Genomic DNA, 19,693 nt, shown 5'->3' on the forward strand with positions numbered 1-19,693 from the left:
GATCAGTTGACGCCGATCTTCAGGTCGCCCTGCTGGATCGCCTGCGGAAACAGCACCACGGGCTTGCCCCCCTGGATCTGGAAGACCGGCGGGTCAAGCGAATTGATCTGGCCGTTGGCGCCGAACTTCACGGGGCCGAAGAAGGTGACGACGTCGAGCTTGGCGAGCTCGTCGCGCACCTTGTCGCGATCGAGCGTGCCGGCCTTTTCGATCGCGATCTGGAACAGCGCGCCGCACAGCGCAGCAGAGGCCTGGCCGTAATCGGGCTCGCTGTTGTACTTGGCCTTGAACAGCTTCACGAAATTCGCGGTCGTGCCGAAGATGTCCTTGCCGTCATATTGCTCGGCCGGGTGCCACCAGGCGGCGCTGGAGACGTTCTCGGCTGCAGGTCCCAGTGCGTCGATGAACTCCTGATAGGCGGGGCCCGCGATCATCGTGACGACGGGCGCCTTCATCTGCTGGTCGATCATCTGCTTGCGCACCAGCAGCAGGTCGTTGGTGTAGCCGGTGACGAAGATCCATTGCGGCCCCAGCGACTTGATCTGCGACAAGGCTGCCGAATGATCGAGCGTGCCGATCGCATATTTCTCGGAATAGACCACCTCGTAGCCTGCCGCCTTCGCCGACTTTTCCATCTCCTGCGCGATCGCGAGCGGAAACAGATCGTTGCGGGCGAGGATCGCGACCTTTTTCACGTCGGGGACTTTGGCCTTGATGATCTTGGTCAGCGGGGTGGTAAGTGTGTCGTTCGGTGTGAAGGTCCCGAACAGGTATTTGTAACCCTGGTCGTAGACCTGCGACGACGAGGCGGTCGCGGCCAGCGTCGGCACCTTGTACTTCTCGGACACCGTGCTTGCCGCCTTCGCAGCGCCCGAGCCGAAGGCGCCGAACATGAAGTTGACGTTGTCCTGGCTGATCATCTGCTCAGTGGCCTGCACCGCGCGCGGCGTGTTCGACTGATAGTCGGTGTAGACGATCTGTACTTTGTACTTCTTGCCGCCGACCGAGATGCCGCCGGCCTTGTTGGCCTGCTCGGCCCAGAGATCGTAGCCCTGCTGCTGCTTGACCGCCTCGGGCGCCAGCGCGCCGGTGATCGGCAGCGGTGCGCCGAAGCGGATGACGTCCTCGGCGGCGGCCACAGACAATTGCGCTCCCAGCGCCAGCACGGCGGCGCTCAAGGGTGCGGATTGGCGAACGCAGCGAGCAACCCACGACTGATTCATCTCAGGAATTCTCCATGGCGATCTCTCTGCGATGAAGCATTGCAAATCCACCATTCGAATAAAAGCATTGAAATTAGACATGTTGGGTCGAATAATTAGAACGATAGCCACGCGCCTGCTCCCCGGTTGAGCAGCGCTGATGTCTCGAGGAAAGGCCCGCCCGTGATCGAGTCCGCCGCCGTCCGTTATTTTCGCGAAGTGACCGAAAGCGGCTCGATCAAGCAGGCCGCGGCTGCACTGCGGATCGCGCCGAGCGCCATCAGCCGGCAGGTCCAGGCGCTCGAGGAGGAGTTGTCGGTCAAGCTGTTCGAACGCGGGGCGCGCGGCATGATGCTGACCGACGCGGGCCGGTTGCTCTATCGCTATGCAGTCGAGAACCGCCACCAGCTCGACGGTATCCGGGTCAAGGTGCAGGAATTCGAGACCATGCGCCGCGGCCAGGTCAAGTTCGCAGCCGTCGAGGGCATGGTGACGAACTTCCTGTCCAATTTCGTGATCGATCTGTCCGCCGACTATCCCGGCATTTCGACGTCGATGACGGTGGTCGGTTCGCGCGCCGTTGCGGAGATGGTCAGCCGCAACGAGGCCGATCTCGGGCTGGTGTTCGGACGCGCGCCGCGCCGCGAGCTAATCGAGCTTTCGCGCATGCGCCAGTCGCTGTGCCTGATCGTCTCACCGAAACACTCGCTGGCCTACCGCGAGAGCTGTTCGGTCAAGGAGCTCGCCGGCCTGCGGGTGGTCGTGCCCGATCCATCCTTCGGCATCCGCCAGGAGATCGATCGCGCCTGCGCCAATGCCAAGGTGCGGCTCGAAATCTGCAACGAGACGAATTCGCTCGCCTTCGCGCAGACACTGGCTGCGCGTACGGACCTGGCGACGTTCCTGCCGCGCGATACCGCAATGCCGTCGATCGAGGCGGGCCGGCTGGTCGCCGTGCCCTTGCGCGACAAGCGGCTGGAAGCGACGCAGGTGACGCTGGTCCAGCTTGCCGGCCGCAACATGTCGCCATCGTGCAGGCTGGTGGCGGACCTGCTGATCGGCCGGATGAAGGCCTCGCGGGAGTGACGGTGCTCGCATGCTGTCTCGCGATTCCTGCGCGACGAGCCATGGACGAACGCCAAATCATCCATCATTGTGCTCCCGCTTGACCGGCCAATCGGTCGAGGCCTCGCCGAACCAAGATGTCAAAAGACAAGGGCGGGGAATGCACTGAGGGAGGACGGAATTCCATGGCGGGCATCCACGCGCTCGATCGGCTGATCGGCAACGACTATCCGGACCTGGCGACCGACGAAGAGGTCCGCGCGTTCGAGCAGGTCCCTTACGCTGACCGCGTCGCGGCCGAGAGCACCTATGATGCGATCCGGTTAGGCGCAGCGCGCAACCCCGACGGGGCGGCGATCCAGTTCCTGCAAAACGCCGATCCCGCCGACACGCCGGTCGTGGTCACGTACCGCGACTTCGTCGCGCGCGTCACGCAGGCCGCCAACATGTTCCACGCACTCGGCGCGGAGAAGGGCGACGTCATCAGCTTCATGCTGCCGCTCGTCCCCGATGCCTTCGTGACACTGTTCGGCGCCGAGGCCGCGGGCATTGCCAATCCCGTCAATCCGCTGCTCGAGCCGCACCAGATCGCCGAGATCCTGGAGGCCGCGAACACGAAGATCCTGGTCGCGCTCGGGCCGATGCCCGGCACCGACATCTGGCAGAAGGTCGAGCAGATCCGCCCGCAGCTCAAGCACCTCAAGGCCATCGTGCAGGTGTTTGGCGGCGGCGATCCCGCCAAGGGCATCTTCGCCTTCGGCGATCTGATCAAGCAGCAGCCCTCGGACCGGCTGCTCAGCGGGCGCAAGATTATGGGCAGCGACATTGCCGCCTATTTCCACACCGGCGGCACCACCGGTACGCCGAAGCTGGTGCGGCACACCCATACCAACCAGGTCTACCAGGCCTGGGCGCTCAACCTGCTGCTGAAGGCGAAGCCGGGCGCGAACCTGCTGTTCGGCATGCCGCTGTTTCACGTCGGGGGCTCGCTGACGCAGGTGCTGCTGACGCTGTCGAGCGGCGGCTCGCTGGTCGTGCTGTCGCCGAGCGGCTGGCGCAACCCGAATGCGGTGAAGAACATCTGGAAGCTCGTCGAGCGCTTCAAGCCGGACGCGCTGTCGAGCGTGCCGACCGTGCTTGCCGCCACGCTCGCGGTGCCGCCGGGCGATGCCGACATTTCCAGCCTGAAATATGCCGCCGGTGGCGGCTCGGCGATCCCCGTCGCCGTGGGCTCGGCGATCCAGGACAAGCTGAAGCTGCCGGTGGTCGAGGTCTACGGCATGACCGAGACCTCGAGTGTGCACACCCTGGCCTATCCGTCGCGGCCAATCCGGCTCGGCTCGGTCGGCCTGCCGATGCCCTATGCGCGCGTACGCGTCGTGCAGCTCGATGCCGAGGGGCGCCTGATCCGCGACTGCGCGCCGGACGAGATCGGCGTCGTCATCATGGCCGGGCCCGGCGTGTTCGGGGGCTATCTCAACGACGAGCACAACAAGGGCGCTTTCGTCGACGAGGTCTGGGTCAACTCGGGCGATCTCGGCCGGCTCGATGCCGACGGCTATCTCTGGATCACCGGCCGCGCCAAGGATCTCGTGATCCGCGGCGGCCACAATATCGATCCCGCGCCGGTCGAGGAGATCATGTTCCGACATCCCGCGGTCGGCTTCGCCGCGGTGGTCGGCCAGCCCGACGCCTATGCCGGCGAGCTGCCGGTGGGCTATGTGCAGTTGAAGCCGGGCGCGAAGGTCGAGCCGGGCGAGCTCGAGGCGTGGGTGCGCGAGCGCACGCCCGAGCGCGCCGCCGTGCCGGTCCAGGTCATCCCGATCGATCCGATGCCGGTGACGGGCGTCGGCAAGGTGTTCAAGCCGCAGCTGCGCTGGGACGCGGCGCAGCGTGTGTTCACCAAGGTGCTGGCGCCGCTGGTCGAGCGCGGCATCGATTGCAAGGTCAAGGTCGGTCCGCACGGCAGCCACGGCTCGATCGCTACCGTGACGCTGACGGGATTGCCGCCGGACCAGCGGGAGATGATCGCCGGCGAAGTGCACACGCTGCTCGCGCCGTTCGTGATGCGGCACGAAGTGGTGCAGGGGTAGACGCTTGCGTTGAATCGTAGCCCGGATGAGCGAAGCGATATCCGGGACTATACTAGCCGGTGTGGTTTCCCGGGTGTCGCTTCGCTCACCCGGGCTACAAGCTACAAGCGCGGCGAAGGCGATCCTACTCCGCCGGCATCCGCGTTTCGATCAGGCGCACCCAGTACGACGCGCCGTGGCCCAAAATGTTGTCGTTGAAGACATAGGCCGGGTGATGGCATTCATTGCCATCGCCCATGCCGACCAGGATCATCGCGCCGGGCCGCGCTTCCAGCATGAACGAAAAATCCTCGGCGCCCATCATCGGGACGAACTTGTCGTTGACGCGATCGGTGCCGACGATGTCGCGGGCGACGTCGGCGGCGATGCCGGCCTCGCGGGCATGGTTCATCGTCACTGGATACATCCGCGTGTACTTCGTTTCGGCCGAACCGCCATAGGCGCGGGCGACGCTTTCGGCGACTTCGCCGATGCGGCGCTCGACGAGATCGCGCACGTCAGGATCGAGCGTGCGCACGGTGCCGGCCAGCTCTGCGGTTTCGGGGATGATGTTGAAGGCCGTGCCGGCGTGGAATTGCGTGACCGAGATCACCGCCGATTTCAGCGGATCGACGTTGCGCGCGACGATCGATTGCAGGGCATTCACGATCTGCGAGCCGATCAGCACGCTGTCGACCGACTTGTGCGGACCGGCGCCGGCGTGGCCGCCCTTGCCGCGGACGGTGATCTGGATGTTGTCGGAGGAGGCAAGCATCGCGCCGGGGGTGGTTGCGAAATGGCCTTCGGGCAGGCCCGGCATGTTGTGCATGCCGTAGACCTCCTGGATGTTCCAGCGCGTCATCAGGCCGTCCTCGACCATGGCCTTGCCGCCACCGCCGCCTTCCTCGGCGGGCTGGAAGATCATGATCGCGGTCCCGTCGAAATTGCGCGTCTCGGCGAGATATTTGGCGGCGCCCAGCAGCATGGCGGTGTGGCCGTCATGCCCGCATGCATGCATCTTGCCGGGGACCTTGGAGGCATAAGGCACGCCCGACGTCTCCATGATCGGCAGCGCGTCCATGTCGGCGCGCAGGCCGATGGCCTTGCCGGAGGCCGACTTGCGGCCGCGGATCACGCCGACCACGCCGGTGCGGCCGATGCCCGTCACCACCTCGTCGCAGCCGAACTCGCGAAGCTTGTCCGCGACGATGCCGGCGGTGCGGTGGACTTCGTAGAGCAACTCGGGGTTCTCGTGGAAGTCATGGCGCCAGGCGGCCATTTCGTCGGAGAGGGCGGCGATGCGGTTGACGATGGGCATGAGGGATCCGTTTCTTGTTCTGCTGTAGCCCGGATGAGCGAAGCGATATCCGGGGTCTTTGTGAGCGAAATCCCGGGTGTCGCTGCGCTCACCCGGGCTACGGAAGAGGCGTTCAGCTTTCGCCGAACACGCGCTTGAAGATCGTGTCGACGTGCTTGAGGTGGTAGCCGAGGTCGAACTGCTCCTCGATCTCGGCGTCGGAGAGATATTTCTTCACTTCAGCGTCCTTCTTCAGGAGCTGGAGGAAGTCGCCTTCGCCGCGCCAGACCGGCATCGCGTTGCGCTGCACGAGCTTGTAGGCGTCCTCGCGGCTGGCGCCCTTCTGCGTCAACGCCAAGAGCACGCGTTGCGAATGCACGAGACCGCCGAGGCGGTCGAGATTCTTCTGCATGTTGGCGGGGTAGACCAGCAGCTTGTCGATCAGCCCGGCGAGGCGCACCAGCGCGAAGTCGAGCGTCACGGTGGCGTCGGGGCCCATCATGCGCTCGGCGGAGGAGTGCGAGATGTCCCGCTCGTGCCACAGCACGACGTTCTCAAGCGCCGGCGTCACATAGGCCCGCACCATGCGCGACAGTCCGGTGAGGTTTTCCGACAGCACCGGGTTGCGCTTGTGCGGCATCGCGGACGAACCCTTCTGGCCCTCCGAGAAGAACTCTTCGGCCTCCAGCACCTCGGTGCGCTGCATGTGGCGGATCTCCACGGCGATCCGCTCGATCGAGGATGCGATCACGCCGAGGGTCGAGAAGTACATTGCGTGGCGGTCGCGCGGGATCACCTGCGTCGAGATCGGCTCGGGCACGAGGCCCATCGCCCTGGCGACGTGCTCCTCGACGCGGGGATCGATTTGCGCGAACGTGCCGACCGCGCCGGAGATGGCGCAGGTTGCGACCTCCTTACGCGCCGCGATCAGGCGCTCCTTGGCGCGCGTGAATTCGGCATAGGCATAGGCGAGCTTGAGACCAAAGGTGACAGGCTCGGCATGGATGCCGTGGCTGCGCCCGATGGTCGGCGTCATCTTGTGCTCGAAGGCGCGCTTCTTCAGCGCCGCCAGCACCTTGTCGAGGTCGGCAAGCAGCAGGTCGGCGGCGCGGGTGAGCTGGACGTTGAGGCAGGTGTCGAGGACGTCCGATGAGGTCATGCCCTGGTGCACGAAGCGTGCTTCGGGGCCGACGATCTCGGCGAGGTGGGTGAGGAAGGCGATGACATCGTGCTTGGTCTCGCGCTCGATCTCGTCGATGCGGGCGACGTCGAACGTGGCGTCCTTGGCCTTGGCCCAGACCGTCTTGGCGGCCTCCTTGGGGATGGTTCCGAGCTCGGCGAGCGCGTCCGCCGCATGCGCCTCGATCTCGAACCAGATCTTGAACCGGGTCTGCGGCTCCCAGATCGAGGCCATTTCCGGGCGGGTATAGCGGGGGATCATCTGACGGCTCCAGCAAGGTAGGCGGGCGGCCCCAGGGGGCTGTGCCGGCCAAAATGTTTTTTACGCCGTGATTTAGCAGAGCGGGGAGGGCGAAACAAACGGCGGGAGCAAGGTTAGCGGGGGATGACTTGGACTGAGCGGCAGCCATCGCCCAGGCTCGGCCGGCAGCCCGGGGCAGGGCTAGGCCGGGCGAGGCGCAGAAATCAGCGGTCAATCACGGATCATTGACTGACAGATATTGATATCTGTCAGCGAGACGTGTATATCCATCTCTGGACGCTCCGATTGGGCGTCCCGCGACAAGCCCCGGGGAGCCCGACATCCGAAACGAGCGCGGATCGGAGGGTGATTGAAGAACGGGGACCGCGGACGAATGGAGACTTACGACAATGACGACCGAAATCCTCAATTTGACCGGCGTGATTGGGCAATGGCTCAATTTGCTGGTGGCGCGCCAGATCGCGGCGCAGGCTGCAAAACTGCCTCACTAAGGCATAGGCTTTCCGAACGACCGGCAAGGGCGCTTCGGAAGCAGCCCTACTGCCGGGTAACTGAGCCCCAAACGGGAACATGGTGCTGGCATGAATGAAGCAGTTGTCTTGACGCCGGAGCGGATCCTCGAAGTCACCGAGGACGTGCTCAGGCGTTACGGACTTGCCAAGGCCACCGTGGTCGACGTTGCCCGTGCGCTCGATGTGAGCCACGGCAGCGTCTATCGCCATTTCCCGAGCAAGGCCTCGCTGCGCGAGGCCGTTGCCAAACGCTGGCTGGACCGCATCGATGCTCCGTTGCTGGCGATCACCAAGGAGCAGGGGCCGGCCCCTGACAGGCTGGACCGTTGGCTGCGCACGCTGTTCGCAGCCAAGCGTTCGCGTGTGCTCGACGATCCCGAGATGTTTGAGACTTATCTGACCCTGGCGCGCGAGGCCTGTGCGGCCGTCAAATGCCACAAGGACACCATGATCGATCAGATCGCGGCGATCCTGACCGACGGCGTGAAGCAGGGCGTATTTGAAGTAAGCGACCCGAAGATCACGGCGCGCGCCATCTTCGATGCCACCGTCCGCTTTCACCATCCGGCCCATGCCGACGAATGGAAGGACGTCGATCTCCCTGCGCGCGTCGACGCGGCGCTGGCGCTGCTGCTTCGCGGATTGAAGGCGGCCTAAAGCGCTTTAGAGACGAGATCGCCAAACCTGTAGCTGCGGACCAGTCAGCCTCGCGCCTTGTGAAGAAGGGCACCGTTGTGAGCCGGTGGCGAGGACGTCGAGCGTCTTCGCGCATGGAAGTTCGGCTCGGACGATGGCACGACCGGCGGACTATCCGGGTATGCATTGACCGCGATTTCGACCACGTCCTTCGACCGCTTTCGCAGGCGGTAGAACGTGAGCTCCTGATCGAGCATGGGGCAGCGGAAATGGACGACGGCGGTGTCCGGCAGGCGGCAAAGCTCGTCGATGAGTTCGCCAACTGTAATGATCGGGGGATGGTCGACTGCTTTGTGGTGACCCTTGCTCATGACCTTTTACTCCTTCACTGCCGTACTAACCGGCGCCGGATCGGCTCCGTTCCAATCAGGTTCAGCAGGTTGAGGGGCAGGGACGAGGCAGTGCGGCAGTCTTGCTGCTAGATCCTCGTCAGGCCGCTCGTCGCAGCGAGCCGCACGAGCTGCGCATCGGTGCGCGCCCCGGTCTTCGATTTGATCAGATAGTGGTAGTTCTGAACAGTCTTCACGCTGAGATTGAGATGCGCGGCGATCTGCTCGGTCGTGGCGCCGCCGGCGAACTGGCGCAGGATCTCGATCTCGCGCTCGCCCAGTTGATCGAGCGCCGAGCCTGCCGGCGACAGACTGTCCTCTGCCAGAATATGCGCGATGTCATCGCTCATGGCACGCTCGCCGCGCGCCACGCTGCGGATGGCGCGCACCACGGCCGACGGCTCGCTACTCTTGGTGACGAAGCCGCTGGCGCCGGCGCCGAAGGCGGCTTTCACCAGCACGGCCTCGTTGTGCATGGTGAAGACGAGAATGCGCGCCCGCGGATTGCGCGCGCGGATGTTGCGGATCGCCTCCAGGCCGCTCGCGCCCGGCATCGAGATGTCGAGCACGACGACGTCGGGATCATGCGTCTTGAACGCGCCGTAGGCGTCCGCGGCATTGTCGGCTTCCGCCACGACATGCAGATCGCCCTGGCTCTCCAGCACGCGCCGGTAGCCCTGCCGCACGATCGGGTGGTCGTCGACCAGCAGCACCGAAATCCCTGTTGCCGCAATCTCGCTCATGCCGGCCTCACGCCGCGAGCGGGATGGTGGCGGCGACGCTGAGGCCGCCGGTCGCAGGCAGGATCGACAGCGATCCACCGGCTGCCGCGACGCGCTCGCGGATGCCGGTGAGGCCGAAACCGGCCGATCGCGCGACGCGTTCCGCATCGCCGCCGCCGTCGTCCTCGACACGGATCAGGAGCGTGTCATCGTCGCCGGCCTGCCGTTCGACCCGCAACGAAATCTCGCTGGCCGCGCTGTGGCGGAGCGCGTTGGTCAGGCATTCCTGGGCCACGCGATAGGCGGTGGTGGCCGCCGGGCCCCTGATGTCGGTGAGGTCGCCTCTGAGGTCGAGCTGGATCGTCGGCCGCGCCGCGCTCTGCGAGCGCCAGCTGTCGACGAGATTGACGAGGCTCGCCTCGAGCCCAAGCTCCTCGGGCAGGGGATTGCGCAGCCGCTTCAGCGCATCGCGGAGCGAGGCCATCAGATGATGGGTGGCCTGCGAGATCATTCGCGCATCCTGCGCGCTGCCTTTGTCCCTGTCGTCCTTCGCGCTCGCGGTCTCGATGGTGTTGGCGAAGGCGAGGATGGCGGAGAGGTTCTGTCCGAACTCGTCGTGCAGCTCGCGGGCGAGCGCGCGCCGCTCGTCGTCGCGAATCTCGATCAGGCGCCGCGTCAGTGCCGCGCGCTGCTCGGTCGCTTCCTCCAGCCGGCCGCCGAGCGCATCGACGGCGTTGCCGATCATCGCAAGCTCCATCGAACGGAAACGCGGCAGCTTGGTGCGATACTGGCCGCGCGCCATGCGTTGCAGCGCGGTGACGATGGTGCGCGCCGGCGCCAAAGCGTGCGCGATCGCGAGCGACGCCAGCAGGGCGATCGCCGCCGCCATCAGCAGCGCCACGTCGACGACGTTGAGGATGTACTCCCAGGCCAGCGAGATTGCGGCGGCGGCATCCGGTGTTGCGACCACCGTGCCGGCAGATGCAGCACGCGGGCTGACCGGTCGCACCACTTCGGCGTGTCTGCCGAGAAAGATCGGCACGATCGCTGCAAACCAGCGCGGCGGTGTCTTGCCGAGCCCCTCGCTCTGGCCACAAAGCGGCTTTTCGAACGCCGTGGACGGCTGGAACTCGACGCAAACGCCGGGCGAAATCAGCTTCACCGTCTCCAGCGAACGCCAGTCTGGAACCGGCAAGAGATGCTCCCGCGCTCTGCTGCTCCGCAACAAGAGTTCACGCCAGTACAGCGCCTGGAGCGCCTGGGCGACCCGCTGCGCCGAGGCCGCAGTCGCCCGATCGACGCTGCGATAAGCATCGAACGTGGCCCACACGGTTGCGGCTCCAAGACAGAGCACGACGATGAGCAGCAGACGGGCGACGAGCTGAAGCACGAGGCGCATGCGATCACCCCCAACGTTTGATAAGCTCAGCCTAACAACGCCGCTGCGCCTTGCCAATTGCAGGGTGGGCCAGGATTGCGGCTCGGGCAAATTTCCCAGTCCGGATTGGGCATGGCTCTTTGGACCAGGCGCGGCGGCTTTGATCTAATCGGCGGGACGTTGCAGGCCTCTGCTTGCAGTCCAGGAGCGGTGCAGCATGAGTTCGATCACGATTGGACCGACCGCGGGGACTGCGACCGACCCGTCCGAGCGCAGTGCGCTCCTGTTCTGGATGATCTTCACCGGGCTCTCGATCTTTGCCGTGGTGCTGCTGTGGCGCTTCGGCCTCATCCACCTGATGCTGACCTCGGACCGGACCTACATTTCCAGCGTGATCGCGCTGCTTTACGTCCTCACCTGCGGCCATTGCTTCCTGCGCACGCGGGCGATTGCGCGTGAAGGCGCAGCAGCGCGGCGCTGCCGCGAGGTGCTGGCGGCGCCGGACGGCAGCAAGGCGCTGGATGCGAGCGCGGCGGCGCTGCCGCGCGGCCTCGTGCGCGACCACATCCAGAGCCTGGTGACGAAAGCCGCGGCGCAGGACTACCGCCGGGTCGACCAGACGCTGCTGTTGCGAAATCTCGCCGATCGCTTGCGCGGCTCCAATGGCTTCGGTGCTTTCGTCTCGGACACGCTGATGAAGCTCGGTCTGCTCGGCACCATCATCGGCTTCATCATCATGCTGGCGCCGATCGCGGGGCTGGATGCCGCCGACAAGGTCGCGATGCGGTCCTCGATGGGCCTGATGAGCGACGGCATGGCGGTCGCGATGTACACGACGCTCGCCGGCCTCGTCGGCTCGATCCTGGTCCGCATCCAGTACTACATGCTGGACGCCGCGACGCAGCGGGTATTCTCGGATGCGGTGGTGCTGACGGAAACCCATGTGACGCCGGTACTGGAGCGCAAGGGTTCCGGTGCGCCGCGATGATGGATGATTACGGTCTTTATCCGCGCGAGGAGCCGTTCGATCCGCTCGGCGTGATGCTGTTCAAGGCGCTCCAGGTGATCGCGTTCCTGTTCTTCCTGGCGCTGCTTGCGGTCGCGCCGGACGCCAAGGAGGGCAAGATCGACTCCAAGGCGGAGTTCATCATCACGATGGACTGGCCGGACAATCATCCGGACGACCTCGACCTCTTCGTGCAGGATCCCGCCGGCAACATTGCGTGGTATCGCCACCGGGAGGCCGGCTTCCTGACGCTCGACCGCGACGACCGCGGCGGAGCCAATGACTTCATCATAGTCAACGGCAAGAAGATCGCCTCGCCGATCCGCGAGGAGATCGTCACCGTGCGCGGCATCCTCGCCGGCGAATACACCGTCAACGTCTCGCATTTCCAGGCCACCACCGGCGAGCCGGTGACGGCCAGTGTGAAGGTGCAGAAGCTCAATCCGACCGCGCAGGTGATCTTCGACAACAAGTTCGTGCTCGACCACACCGGTGACGAGAAGACCGCGGTACGGTTCCGGCTCGATACCGAGGGCAAGGTCATCAATGTCGACCAGCGGCCGAAATCGTTGATGGAGACGTTCCGCAACGTGCGCGCCAACGGAGCCGATATCGATCCCAAGACCGGCGTGAGGATGCGCCGTGAGTAGTCTGCAAACGGTCATCCTCAGCCTCTCGGTCGCCTACGCCGTCATCGGCGCGCTTCTTCTGGTCGTGCTGGTCTATGCGCGGCTGCACTGGTCATTGAAGGCGGTCGCCGTGGTCGTAACCAGCGGCTTCTATGTCGTCAGCTTCACGGAGATGCGCGGGCTGCTGGGCTGGGCCAGCTCCGACCGGATGCCGACCGCCTTCAAGCTGCTCCAGGCCCGCATCGTCGAGCCGCATTCGCTGGAGGGCGATCCCGGCTCGATCTATCTCTGGGTCGAGGCGCTGGATGAGGACAATCGCCCCAGCGGCATCCCCCGCGCCTTCCGGGTGCCGTACGACGACAGGCTGGCCGACAAGACCCATGCGGCGCAGAACGAGATCGCGGCCGGTCATCCGCAAGGCGGGCGCGCCGCGGATTTCGGCGGCGGCGACGGCAGCCTGATCGACATGGTCAGGGAATATGTCACGCCGAAGACGATCCTCGAGACCAGCGGCGGCGATTCCTCGACCGGCGAATTCAATGCACCGCCGGCCGGTGCGCAGGGCGCCGTGTTCACCCCGCTGCCGCCGCCCCGGATGCCGCCCAAGGACGAGCAGTAGGACCTTCACCATCCTGGCAGCGGCGCGCTGGAAAACCGGCTCGGGCTGAAGCATTGTCTTGACGTCCCTCAATTTGGCCTTATCGGCCTTCGATAAAATCGGAGGGTGGAGGATGCGTGCTGCTAGCTGTCTTTTCGGATATCCATGGCAACCGGCAGGCGTTCGAGGCTTGCCTGAAGATCGCGCGTGAGAGGGGCGCGGAGCGCTTCGTCCTGCTCGGCGATTTCGTCGGTTATGGCGCCGATCCGGAATGGGTTGTGGACACCGCAATGGAGCTCGTTGCGCAGGGCGCCATCGCCGTGCGGGGCAACCACGATCAGGCGGTCAATTCCTCGGCCGAGACCATGAATGCGGAGGCGCAGGTCGCGATCGAATGGACCCGCGGCCGGCTCGACATCGCGCAGCGGCGTTTCCTGGCTGAATTGCCCATGATGGTGGAGGACGACGGCCGTCTGTTCGTGCATTCGGAGGCCTCCAGCCCGCAGCGCTGGCACTACGTCCGGTCGACGGCGGAGGCCGCCAAGAGCCTGATCGCGACACAGGCCCATGTCACCTTTTGCGGCCATATCCACAGGCCAGCGCTCTATTCGATGTCGGTGACGGCGAAGATGACGAGCTTCGTGCCGAAGACCGACGTCCCCGTGCAACTCCTGCGCGGGCGGCAATGGCTGGCCGTGCTCGGCTCGGTCGGCCAGCCCCGCGACGGCGATCCGTCCGCGTCCTTCGTGCTGTTCGACACGGTCTCCTGCCAGATCACCTATTGCCGCGCGCCCTATGACGTCGCGACCGCGGCTGGCAGGATCCGCGATAACGGCCTGCCCCATTGGCTGGCCGACCGTCTGTCTCAGGGGCGCTGACGGCGATGCCAAAACCCCTGGTCAAATCAGGCGCGGAGATCGACGGCTTCACCATCGGCGAATGCGTCCATGCCGGCGGCATGGCGACGCTGTGGACCGTCACTCATCCCGGCATCGACGTGCCGCTGCTGATGAAGATCCCGCGGGTGTCGGAGGGTGAGGATCCCGCCGCGATCGTCTCCTTCGAGATGGAGATGATGATCCTGCCGCGGCTTGCGGGGCCGCACGTGCCGGCTTGCTTCGGCACCGGCGATTTCGCCCGCCAGGCCTATGTCGTGATCGAGCGCATCCCGGGCACGACGCTCTACAAGCGGCTGCCGGACCTGCCGCTGCCTTATGAGGAGGCGCGGCTGCTCGTGGCGAAGATCGCGACGGCGCTCGCCGATTTGCACCGGCAGAACGTGATCCACCACGACATCAAGCCGAGCAGCATCATGTTTCGCGACAGTGGCGAGGCCGTGCTGATCGATTACGGCCTGTCGCACCACGACCATCTGCCTGATCTGCTGCAGGAGGAGTTTCGCCTGCCTTACGGGACCGCGCCCTACATGGCGCCGGAGCGGCTGTTGGGCGTGCGAGACGATCAGCGCAGCGACTTGTTCTCGCTCGGCGTGCTGCTCTATTTCTTCACGACGGGCGAGCGTCCGTTCGGCGAGGGGGAGACGTTGCGCGCGATGCGGCGCCGGCTATGGCGGGATCCCTATCCGCCGCGCTCATTGCGCGCCGACTATCCGCCCTGGCTCCAGGAGGTGGTGCTGCGCTGCCTCGAGATCGAGCCGGTGTGGCGCTATCCGACGGCCTCCCAGCTCGCCTTCGATCTCACCCATCCGGACCAGGTCAAGCTCACCACGCGCTCGGAGCGCGTCAAGCGCGACCCGCTCGGCGTCGCCTGGCGCCGCCGCTTCAACCAGGGTGTCATGGCGCCACGCGCGAAATCGGATGTCGCAGCCCAGATCGACTCCAGCCCGATCCTCGCCGTGGCGCTCGACACGGTGGAAGGCGCGCCGGAACTGAACGAGGCGCTGCGCGTCACCACCGAGCGCATTCTCGCCACGCTGCCGTCGGCGCGGCTCGCCTGTCTCAACGTTCTCAAGCTCAATCGCATCGCGATCGACCGGACGCTCGACGAGCAGGGTTCCAACAAGCATATCGACCGCCTGGTCGCACTCCGGCATTGGGCCACGCCGCTCAAGCTGGACGAGAGCCGGTTGTCGGTTCATGTGCTGGAGGCCGTCGATCCCGCCGCAGCGATCCTCGAGTTCGCCGAGGTCAATCACGTCGACCACGTCATCATCGGAGCACGGCAGAGCTCATTCAGGCGCACGCTGCTCGGCAGCGTCTCGGCCAAGGTGGCCTCTGAGGCGAGTTGCACCGTCACCGTGGTGCGGCCGCCGCGGATGGCGGGGGACGTCGGCGCGTCAGATGCCGGCGAGATGGCCGGTTAGTCCGCCTGACGTCGTGGGGCGTCTTAAGCGGTGGATCAGGCCGCGTGGGCGGAGTGGGCGGCGCGCTTGCGGCGGATGGGCCAGGAGAATTGCGGGCCGGGTTCGCCGTGATCGGCGCTGCCGCCGAAATACTGGATGATCTCGCGGCAGGGCTCGCAATTGAACAGGTTACGCGACGCGGACGCCTTGGTCATTTCCTTCAGGCAGTTCGGGCAATGCGGTTTCATCAGTCTCGAGTCCAATCCAGAATCTTCAATGCCGGTTCGACGGCCGGAGCGGGTAGTCCAGGTCTGCCGTTTCACCTCCCGGATCGTTCCGCATCTCGCCTTCGGCAAGCTCGAGCCGACCGAAGAAATCCTCGAGGCTGGGATGCGGACGACGCGGGATGCGGCACCTGCGCTTCGGCTGACGCTTCACGAGCGCGAATTGCACGGTGTCAGATCCGGTTGCGACGGACGCTGCGCGACGAACGCGCCGGGACCTGCACCGGTCCGGCCGACGGGCCGAACAGAACAAACGCACTGCAACCAAGCCACAACGCCACGCCAGTCCAGACCAGGGTCGTCGTCATGCTGTGCTCCCGTGAAAAACAGGCAACAACCACTAGCAGTGATTTGCGCGAATCAGGGAAGTCCGGAGGAGTACGGAATCAGGTGCAATTTTTCAGCGATTGCCCGCCGCGCCGCCCGGAGGCGCTCCAGTCTTTCGCGTGCGCGATCGCCGCACTTTTCCGGCGCGTGCGCCCTCGAGGATATCCCGGAGGCGCTGAGCGTTTCGAACACAGCGAAACCCGTAGCGGCCGGTGTAGTCGGTATCGGGCGAACGGGTCGATCGTCCCGACGCGAAGTTGAGGTGACCGGCGCCGCGGCCGATGTCGAGGATTTCGAACGCTGTGTCCATCGCCTGGAACGGCGTCTGGCTGACTGTCCGTCTGCCCCAGGCCGTTCGCAGGATCAGCGCGCGGCGATCGGTGATCACATAGAGCGTCTGCAGGTCATGCAGCAGCATCACAAGCGGAGCCGCAATCATCGCAACGCCAAGCATCACGAGAGGTTGGGCCGCTTGTTCGATCCAATCGTTCCTGACGGCGACGGCGGTCAGCAACAGCCAGGGAAAGCCGATCCACCACAGAAATCGCCACATGATCATTCGGGCGATGCCGTCGGGCTGGCCCTGCCAGACCACCTGCTCGCCGTCCTGCAAGGTCTCGGCGAGTAGGCGCCGCAAGCTTGCTAAGAAGAGAGTGGCACGGATCTCATCCATTCCCATTGGTCGCCGCCGCCACAGGGCCGGTTCGGCGCTCGAATAAAGGTCAGATGGCCTCGCCGCGCGCGCCCGCTGCGGCGTTGCGGATAGCGGCGATGTTCGTCTTGTAGGCCTCCTGCGTGCCGCCCCTGAACACCGACGTACCGGCCACGAAGGCGTTGGCGCCGGCTGCCGCGAGGGCGCCGGCCACGTCGGGACCGACGCCGCCATCGACTTCGATGTCGATCGGGCGTCCGGCCGTCATCGCGCGGATGTCGCGGATCTTGTTGATCGCGGAAGGGATGAAAGCCTGGCCACCGAAGCCGGGATTGACCGACATCACCAGAACGAGGTCGACGAGGTCGAGCACGTATTCGAGCGCGCTGATCGGCGTGCCCGGATTGAGCGAGACGCCCGCCTTCTTGCCGAGGCCGCGGATGGCCTGCAGCGACCGGTGCAGATGCGGACCTGCCTCCGCATGCACGGTGATGTGGTCGCAGCCGGCTTTCGCGAAGGCCTCGAGGTAGGGGTCGCAGGGCGAGATCATCAGATGCGCGTCGAAGATCTTCTTCGTGTGCGGGCGCATCGCCTTGATGACGTCGGGGCCATACGAGATGTTGGGAACGAAGTGTCCGTCCATCACGTCGAGATGGATCCAGTCGGCGCCGGCGGCGTCCACCGCGCGCACCTCCTCGCCGAGCCTCGAGAAATCCGAGGCCAGGATCGAGGGCGCGATGGCCAGGGGGCGAGGGGGGAAGGCTTGGGTCATGGCGCGTTTCCCGTGGCGGACGGACGACGAATGGCCTCGCCTAACATGGGCCTCCGTGGCGGGCAATGCAGGAGGGGCGGGCTTTCTGTGGGCGGAAATTTCTGCCGCCGGCGGCATGAATTGCCGATGTTCCACCGGCCTGCAAAGCCTGCTGGACGCGGATTTCATTGAGCTTTTCGCGATGGCACGTCGCTTGCTGATCTCACCTGACAGAACATTGGCCGCGGCATGCCGCATCGGTTGGAGTTTGTGCAATGTTGTTTGCCCTTGGCGCCGTATCGAGTGCGCTCGGCGCGATCCAGTCGCTGACGAACTCGAAATCGTCGTCGGCGACGCAGAAGACGGGATCTTCCCAAGGCGCAACCAATCCGTTCGCAATCGACAGCGGCAGCAACACGACCAGCGGCGCGACCTCATCGGTCAATTCGGGCAGATATCCGCAGATTTCGGCGGAGACGATGAACGCGCTGTTCGCGGCGCAGAGCCAGTCGGCGGACACGAGCGGCGCGACCAACTCATCCTCGACGGGGTCGACGTCTTCGGTATCGAAGAGTCGCGAGGATGCGCTGAAGGACCTGTTCTCGCAAATCGATGGGGACGGCGACGGGAAGATCACCAAGTCCGAATTCGAGGACGCGCTCGGCGCGGGCGGCACCAATCTGGCCAAGGCCGACGAGGTGTTCTCGAAAATGGACGCGAATGCGGACGGCGACATCAATCTCGGAGAGATGACGAAGGCGCTGCGGGGCGGTCACGGCCATCACGCGCAGGGTGCCGGCGGCTCGGGCGGCGGTTCGGAGTCCTCGTCGCAATCCGGCGGCGGCTCGACGTCGACCACGACGACCAATGCCGATGGCTCGACCACCACCACCGTCACCTACGCCGACGGCTTCAAGATGTCGACCACGGTGCCTGGCGCCTCCAGCAGTTCGAACGCCAACGGCGGCGGTAATTCGCCTTATGACTGGTTCGGGCAGATGATGCAGCGTCAGGCGCAGGCTTCCGCGGGATCGGCGGGTTCATCGATGTCGATGAGCGTGTGAAGGCGCCCCGAGGCTAACCGGCATACTTATGCGTGATGTCACGGTAGACATAGTGGTCGCGGATCTCGCGATTGAAGTACGTCCCCTTTGAGCGCGCTTGCCTGAATGCGGCGGCGACCTCGGGCGGAACGTCCTCGTAGACGTAGAGCCGTCCGCTGACGAAAGTCACCTTCAGCTCGCGCGTGTCTGGCGCATATCGAAAGAAGCGGATCACGGACGACGGCATGGCGGAACAGCTCAGTCCGCCGGGACAACGCCGTGTCCGCCGTTTCGTTTTTCGTCAGGTTGTTGTTTACGCATGATCCTTTCGGAAAACCGCTCGCACTTTTCCGGATCATGCGTTAGCCGAACTTGTCCTTCCACGCCGGCAGTGCACCGGGGAACGGTAGCGCGGTCGCGTTGTACACGCCGCTTGCGATCGCGCGTGCGACCACGTTGGCGGCGACCATGCCGAGCTCGGTGAGGCCGACCAGCGGCTCGATCGGCTTCTCGCAGGTGGCCGCGGCAAACAGAACGTCGCCGTCGAGCGGAGCGTGCACCGGATAGATCGCGCGGGCGAAGCCGGTATGCGCAATCATCGCCAGCCGTTTGGCCTGGGCTTTGGTCAGCACCGCATCGGTCACGACGGCGCCGATGGTGGTGTTCTCGCGCGAACTCGGCGAAGGGCCGCCCTTGATGCGCATGAGCAGCATGTCCTCGGTGAACTTGTCAGGCAGGCCCCGTCCACCGAACTCGCCGTCCACCTCGAACGGCGCCGCCCAGAACCACGGACCGTTGCCGACGGTGACGCTGCCGACGGCGTTGACGGCGACGATCGCTGCGACCTTGATTCCGCTCGGCGTCACGGCCGACGCCGAGCCGAGGCCGCCCTTGAACGTCGCTGTGGTGGCGCCGTAGCCAGCGCCGGCGTTGCCGAGCGCGAAGCCCGCGCTGGTGGCAGCGGCAGCCGCGGCGTAGCCGAGGTCGCGATAGGGCGAGAAGCGCCCCCAGGCCTTGTCGCCGCCGTTCAGCAGGTCGAACAGGATCGCCCCCGGCACGATCGGGATCAGCGCCTCGCGAATCCGGTGGCCGCGGCCCTGCTCGGCGAGCCAGGCCTGCACGCCGCCGCCGGCATCGAGGCCGAAGGCGGAGCCGCCCGACAGCGCGATGGCGTCGATGCGTTCGACGGTGTTGGCAAGGTCGAGCAGTGCATCCTCGCGTGTGCCGGGGCCGCCGCCGCGAACGTCGATCGCGGCGACCGCGGGAGAATCGAACACGACCGCTGTCGCGCCGGAACCGACTTTCGCGTCTTCGGCGTGGCCGACCCGGACGCCCGCGATATCGGTGAGAAGGTTTTTCAAGATGGCCTCGTCATTGGAGCAATTCG

Annotated in this window: 21 protein-coding genes; 9 read left to right on the plus strand and 12 right to left on the minus strand. The window is 65.4% G+C overall.

What is annotated here, in order from left to right:
• Positions 1–2 precede the first annotated feature (2 nt).
• Positions 3–1,223 (minus strand): amino acid ABC transporter substrate-binding protein, encoded by a 1,221-nt coding sequence (locus AX729_RS11380; RefSeq protein ID WP_061023000.1) that lies wholly within the window; start codon positions 1,221–1,223, stop codon positions 3–5.
• A gap of 162 nt (positions 1,224–1,385) precedes the next feature.
• On the opposite strand from AX729_RS11380, the gene AX729_RS11385 reads away from it, so the two are divergent.
• Together AX729_RS11385 and AX729_RS11390 are read left to right on the plus strand one after the other, a co-directional pair.
• Positions 1,386–2,288, plus strand: a complete 903-nt coding sequence (locus tag AX729_RS11385; RefSeq protein WP_061023001.1) for a LysR family transcriptional regulator — start codon at positions 1,386–1,388, stop codon at positions 2,286–2,288.
• Positions 2,289–2,452: 164 nt separating this feature from the next.
• The gene (locus AX729_RS11390) at positions 2,453–4,360 is read left to right on the plus strand and encodes an acyl-CoA synthetase (protein ID WP_061023003.1); all 1,908 of its coding nucleotides are present in this window, start codon (positions 2,453–2,455) and stop codon (positions 4,358–4,360) included.
• Between the two features lie 124 nt (positions 4,361–4,484).
• On the opposite strand, the gene AX729_RS11395 is transcribed toward AX729_RS11390, so the two are convergent.
• Together AX729_RS11395 and purB are read right to left on the minus strand one after the other, a co-directional pair.
• Positions 4,485–5,657 carry a M20 aminoacylase family protein gene (locus tag AX729_RS11395; RefSeq protein WP_061023005.1) on the minus strand — a complete coding sequence of 391 codons (1,173 nt, stop codon included), beginning with the start codon at positions 5,655–5,657 and terminating at the stop codon, positions 4,485–4,487.
• A 112-nt stretch (positions 5,658–5,769) separates the two neighbouring features.
• Positions 5,770–7,077 carry an adenylosuccinate lyase gene (gene purB / locus AX729_RS11400; RefSeq protein WP_061023007.1) on the minus strand — a complete coding sequence of 436 codons (1,308 nt, stop codon included), beginning with the start codon at positions 7,075–7,077 and terminating at the stop codon, positions 5,770–5,772.
• A 581-nt stretch (positions 7,078–7,658) separates the two neighbouring features.
• On the opposite strand from purB, the gene AX729_RS11405 reads away from it, so the two are divergent.
• Complete coding sequence (locus AX729_RS11405) at positions 7,659–8,246, plus strand: TetR/AcrR family transcriptional regulator (RefSeq protein ID WP_061023009.1); 588 nt, start codon at positions 7,659–7,661, stop codon at positions 8,244–8,246.
• A 44-nt stretch (positions 8,247–8,290) separates the two neighbouring features.
• Here the strand turns inward: AX729_RS11405 and AX729_RS38555 are convergent, their stop codons facing one another.
• From AX729_RS38555 to AX729_RS11420, 3 genes are all read right to left on the minus strand, one after another.
• Positions 8,291–8,596, minus strand: a complete 306-nt coding sequence (locus AX729_RS38555) for a hypothetical protein (protein WP_082770407.1) — start codon at positions 8,594–8,596, stop codon at positions 8,291–8,293.
• A 107-nt stretch (positions 8,597–8,703) separates the two neighbouring features.
• Positions 8,704–9,357: a response regulator gene (locus tag AX729_RS11415; RefSeq protein ID WP_061023015.1), complete on the minus strand. Its 654-nt coding sequence runs from the start codon at positions 9,355–9,357 to the stop codon at positions 8,704–8,706.
• 7 nt (positions 9,358–9,364) lie between these two features.
• On the minus strand, positions 9,365–10,735 hold the full coding sequence (locus AX729_RS11420; RefSeq protein ID WP_061023016.1) for a sensor histidine kinase: 1,371 nt from the start codon (positions 10,733–10,735) through the stop codon (positions 9,365–9,367).
• A gap of 196 nt (positions 10,736–10,931) precedes the next feature.
• On the opposite strand from AX729_RS11420, the gene AX729_RS11425 reads away from it, so the two are divergent.
• The 5 genes from AX729_RS11425 (at position 10,932) to AX729_RS11445 (ending at position 15,270) form a co-directional block, all read left to right on the plus strand.
• Positions 10,932–11,702, plus strand: coding sequence for a MotA/TolQ/ExbB proton channel family protein (locus AX729_RS11425; protein WP_061023018.1), 771 nt, complete (start codon positions 10,932–10,934; stop codon positions 11,700–11,702).
• Entirely contained in the window at positions 11,699–12,370 is a 672-nt protein-coding gene (locus AX729_RS11430; RefSeq protein ID WP_061023020.1) for a DUF2135 domain-containing protein, read from the plus strand. Before AX729_RS11425 ends, AX729_RS11430 begins: the two co-directional genes overlap by 4 nt.
• Positions 12,363–12,968 (plus strand): hypothetical protein, encoded by a 606-nt coding sequence (locus AX729_RS11435; protein WP_061023022.1) that lies wholly within the window; start codon positions 12,363–12,365, stop codon positions 12,966–12,968. The genes AX729_RS11430 and AX729_RS11435 overlap by 8 nt, the downstream gene beginning before the upstream one ends.
• Before the next feature lie 116 nt (positions 12,969–13,084).
• The gene (locus AX729_RS11440; RefSeq protein ID WP_061023024.1) at positions 13,085–13,825 is read left to right on the plus strand and encodes a metallophosphoesterase family protein; all 741 of its coding nucleotides are present in this window, start codon (positions 13,085–13,087) and stop codon (positions 13,823–13,825) included.
• Positions 13,826–13,830: 5 nt separating this feature from the next.
• Positions 13,831–15,270, plus strand: a complete 1,440-nt coding sequence (locus tag AX729_RS11445) for a serine/threonine protein kinase (RefSeq protein ID WP_061023026.1) — start codon at positions 13,831–13,833, stop codon at positions 15,268–15,270.
• Positions 15,271–15,305: 35 nt separating this feature from the next.
• Here AX729_RS11445 and AX729_RS11450 read toward each other — a convergent pair whose 3' ends face one another.
• From AX729_RS11450 to rpe, 4 genes are all read right to left on the minus strand, one after another.
• Positions 15,306–15,497 carry a hypothetical protein gene (locus tag AX729_RS11450; RefSeq protein WP_061023027.1) on the minus strand — a complete coding sequence of 64 codons (192 nt, stop codon included), beginning with the start codon at positions 15,495–15,497 and terminating at the stop codon, positions 15,306–15,308.
• Between the two features lie 209 nt (positions 15,498–15,706).
• Complete coding sequence (locus tag AX729_RS41510; RefSeq protein ID WP_283807791.1) at positions 15,707–15,841, minus strand: hypothetical protein; 135 nt, start codon at positions 15,839–15,841, stop codon at positions 15,707–15,709.
• Positions 15,842–15,933: 92 nt separating this feature from the next.
• Positions 15,934–16,533, minus strand: coding sequence for a hypothetical protein (locus AX729_RS11460; RefSeq protein ID WP_061023031.1), 600 nt, complete (start codon positions 16,531–16,533; stop codon positions 15,934–15,936).
• 49 nt (positions 16,534–16,582) lie between these two features.
• The gene (gene rpe, locus AX729_RS11465; RefSeq protein WP_061023033.1) at positions 16,583–17,284 is read right to left on the minus strand and encodes a ribulose-phosphate 3-epimerase; all 702 of its coding nucleotides are present in this window, start codon (positions 17,282–17,284) and stop codon (positions 16,583–16,585) included.
• Positions 17,285–17,538: 254 nt separating this feature from the next.
• Between rpe and AX729_RS11470 the strand changes: the two genes are divergently transcribed.
• Positions 17,539–18,327 (plus strand): EF-hand domain-containing protein, encoded by a 789-nt coding sequence (locus AX729_RS11470; protein WP_061023036.1) that lies wholly within the window; start codon positions 17,539–17,541, stop codon positions 18,325–18,327.
• A 13-nt stretch (positions 18,328–18,340) separates the two neighbouring features.
• Here AX729_RS11470 and AX729_RS11475 read toward each other — a convergent pair whose 3' ends face one another.
• Both AX729_RS11475 and AX729_RS11480 read right to left on the minus strand, forming a co-directional pair.
• Positions 18,341–18,553: a KTSC domain-containing protein gene (locus AX729_RS11475; protein WP_061023038.1), complete on the minus strand. Its 213-nt coding sequence runs from the start codon at positions 18,551–18,553 to the stop codon at positions 18,341–18,343.
• A 115-nt stretch (positions 18,554–18,668) separates the two neighbouring features.
• Positions 18,669–19,667 (minus strand): P1 family peptidase, encoded by a 999-nt coding sequence (locus AX729_RS11480; RefSeq protein WP_061023040.1) that lies wholly within the window; start codon positions 19,665–19,667, stop codon positions 18,669–18,671.
• Positions 19,668–19,693: the final 26 nt, after the last annotated feature.

Origin of the sequence: Bradyrhizobium sp. CCH5-F6, from assembly GCF_001556045.1 — a bacterium.
Lineage (GTDB): Bacteria > Pseudomonadota > Alphaproteobacteria > Rhizobiales > Xanthobacteraceae > Bradyrhizobium.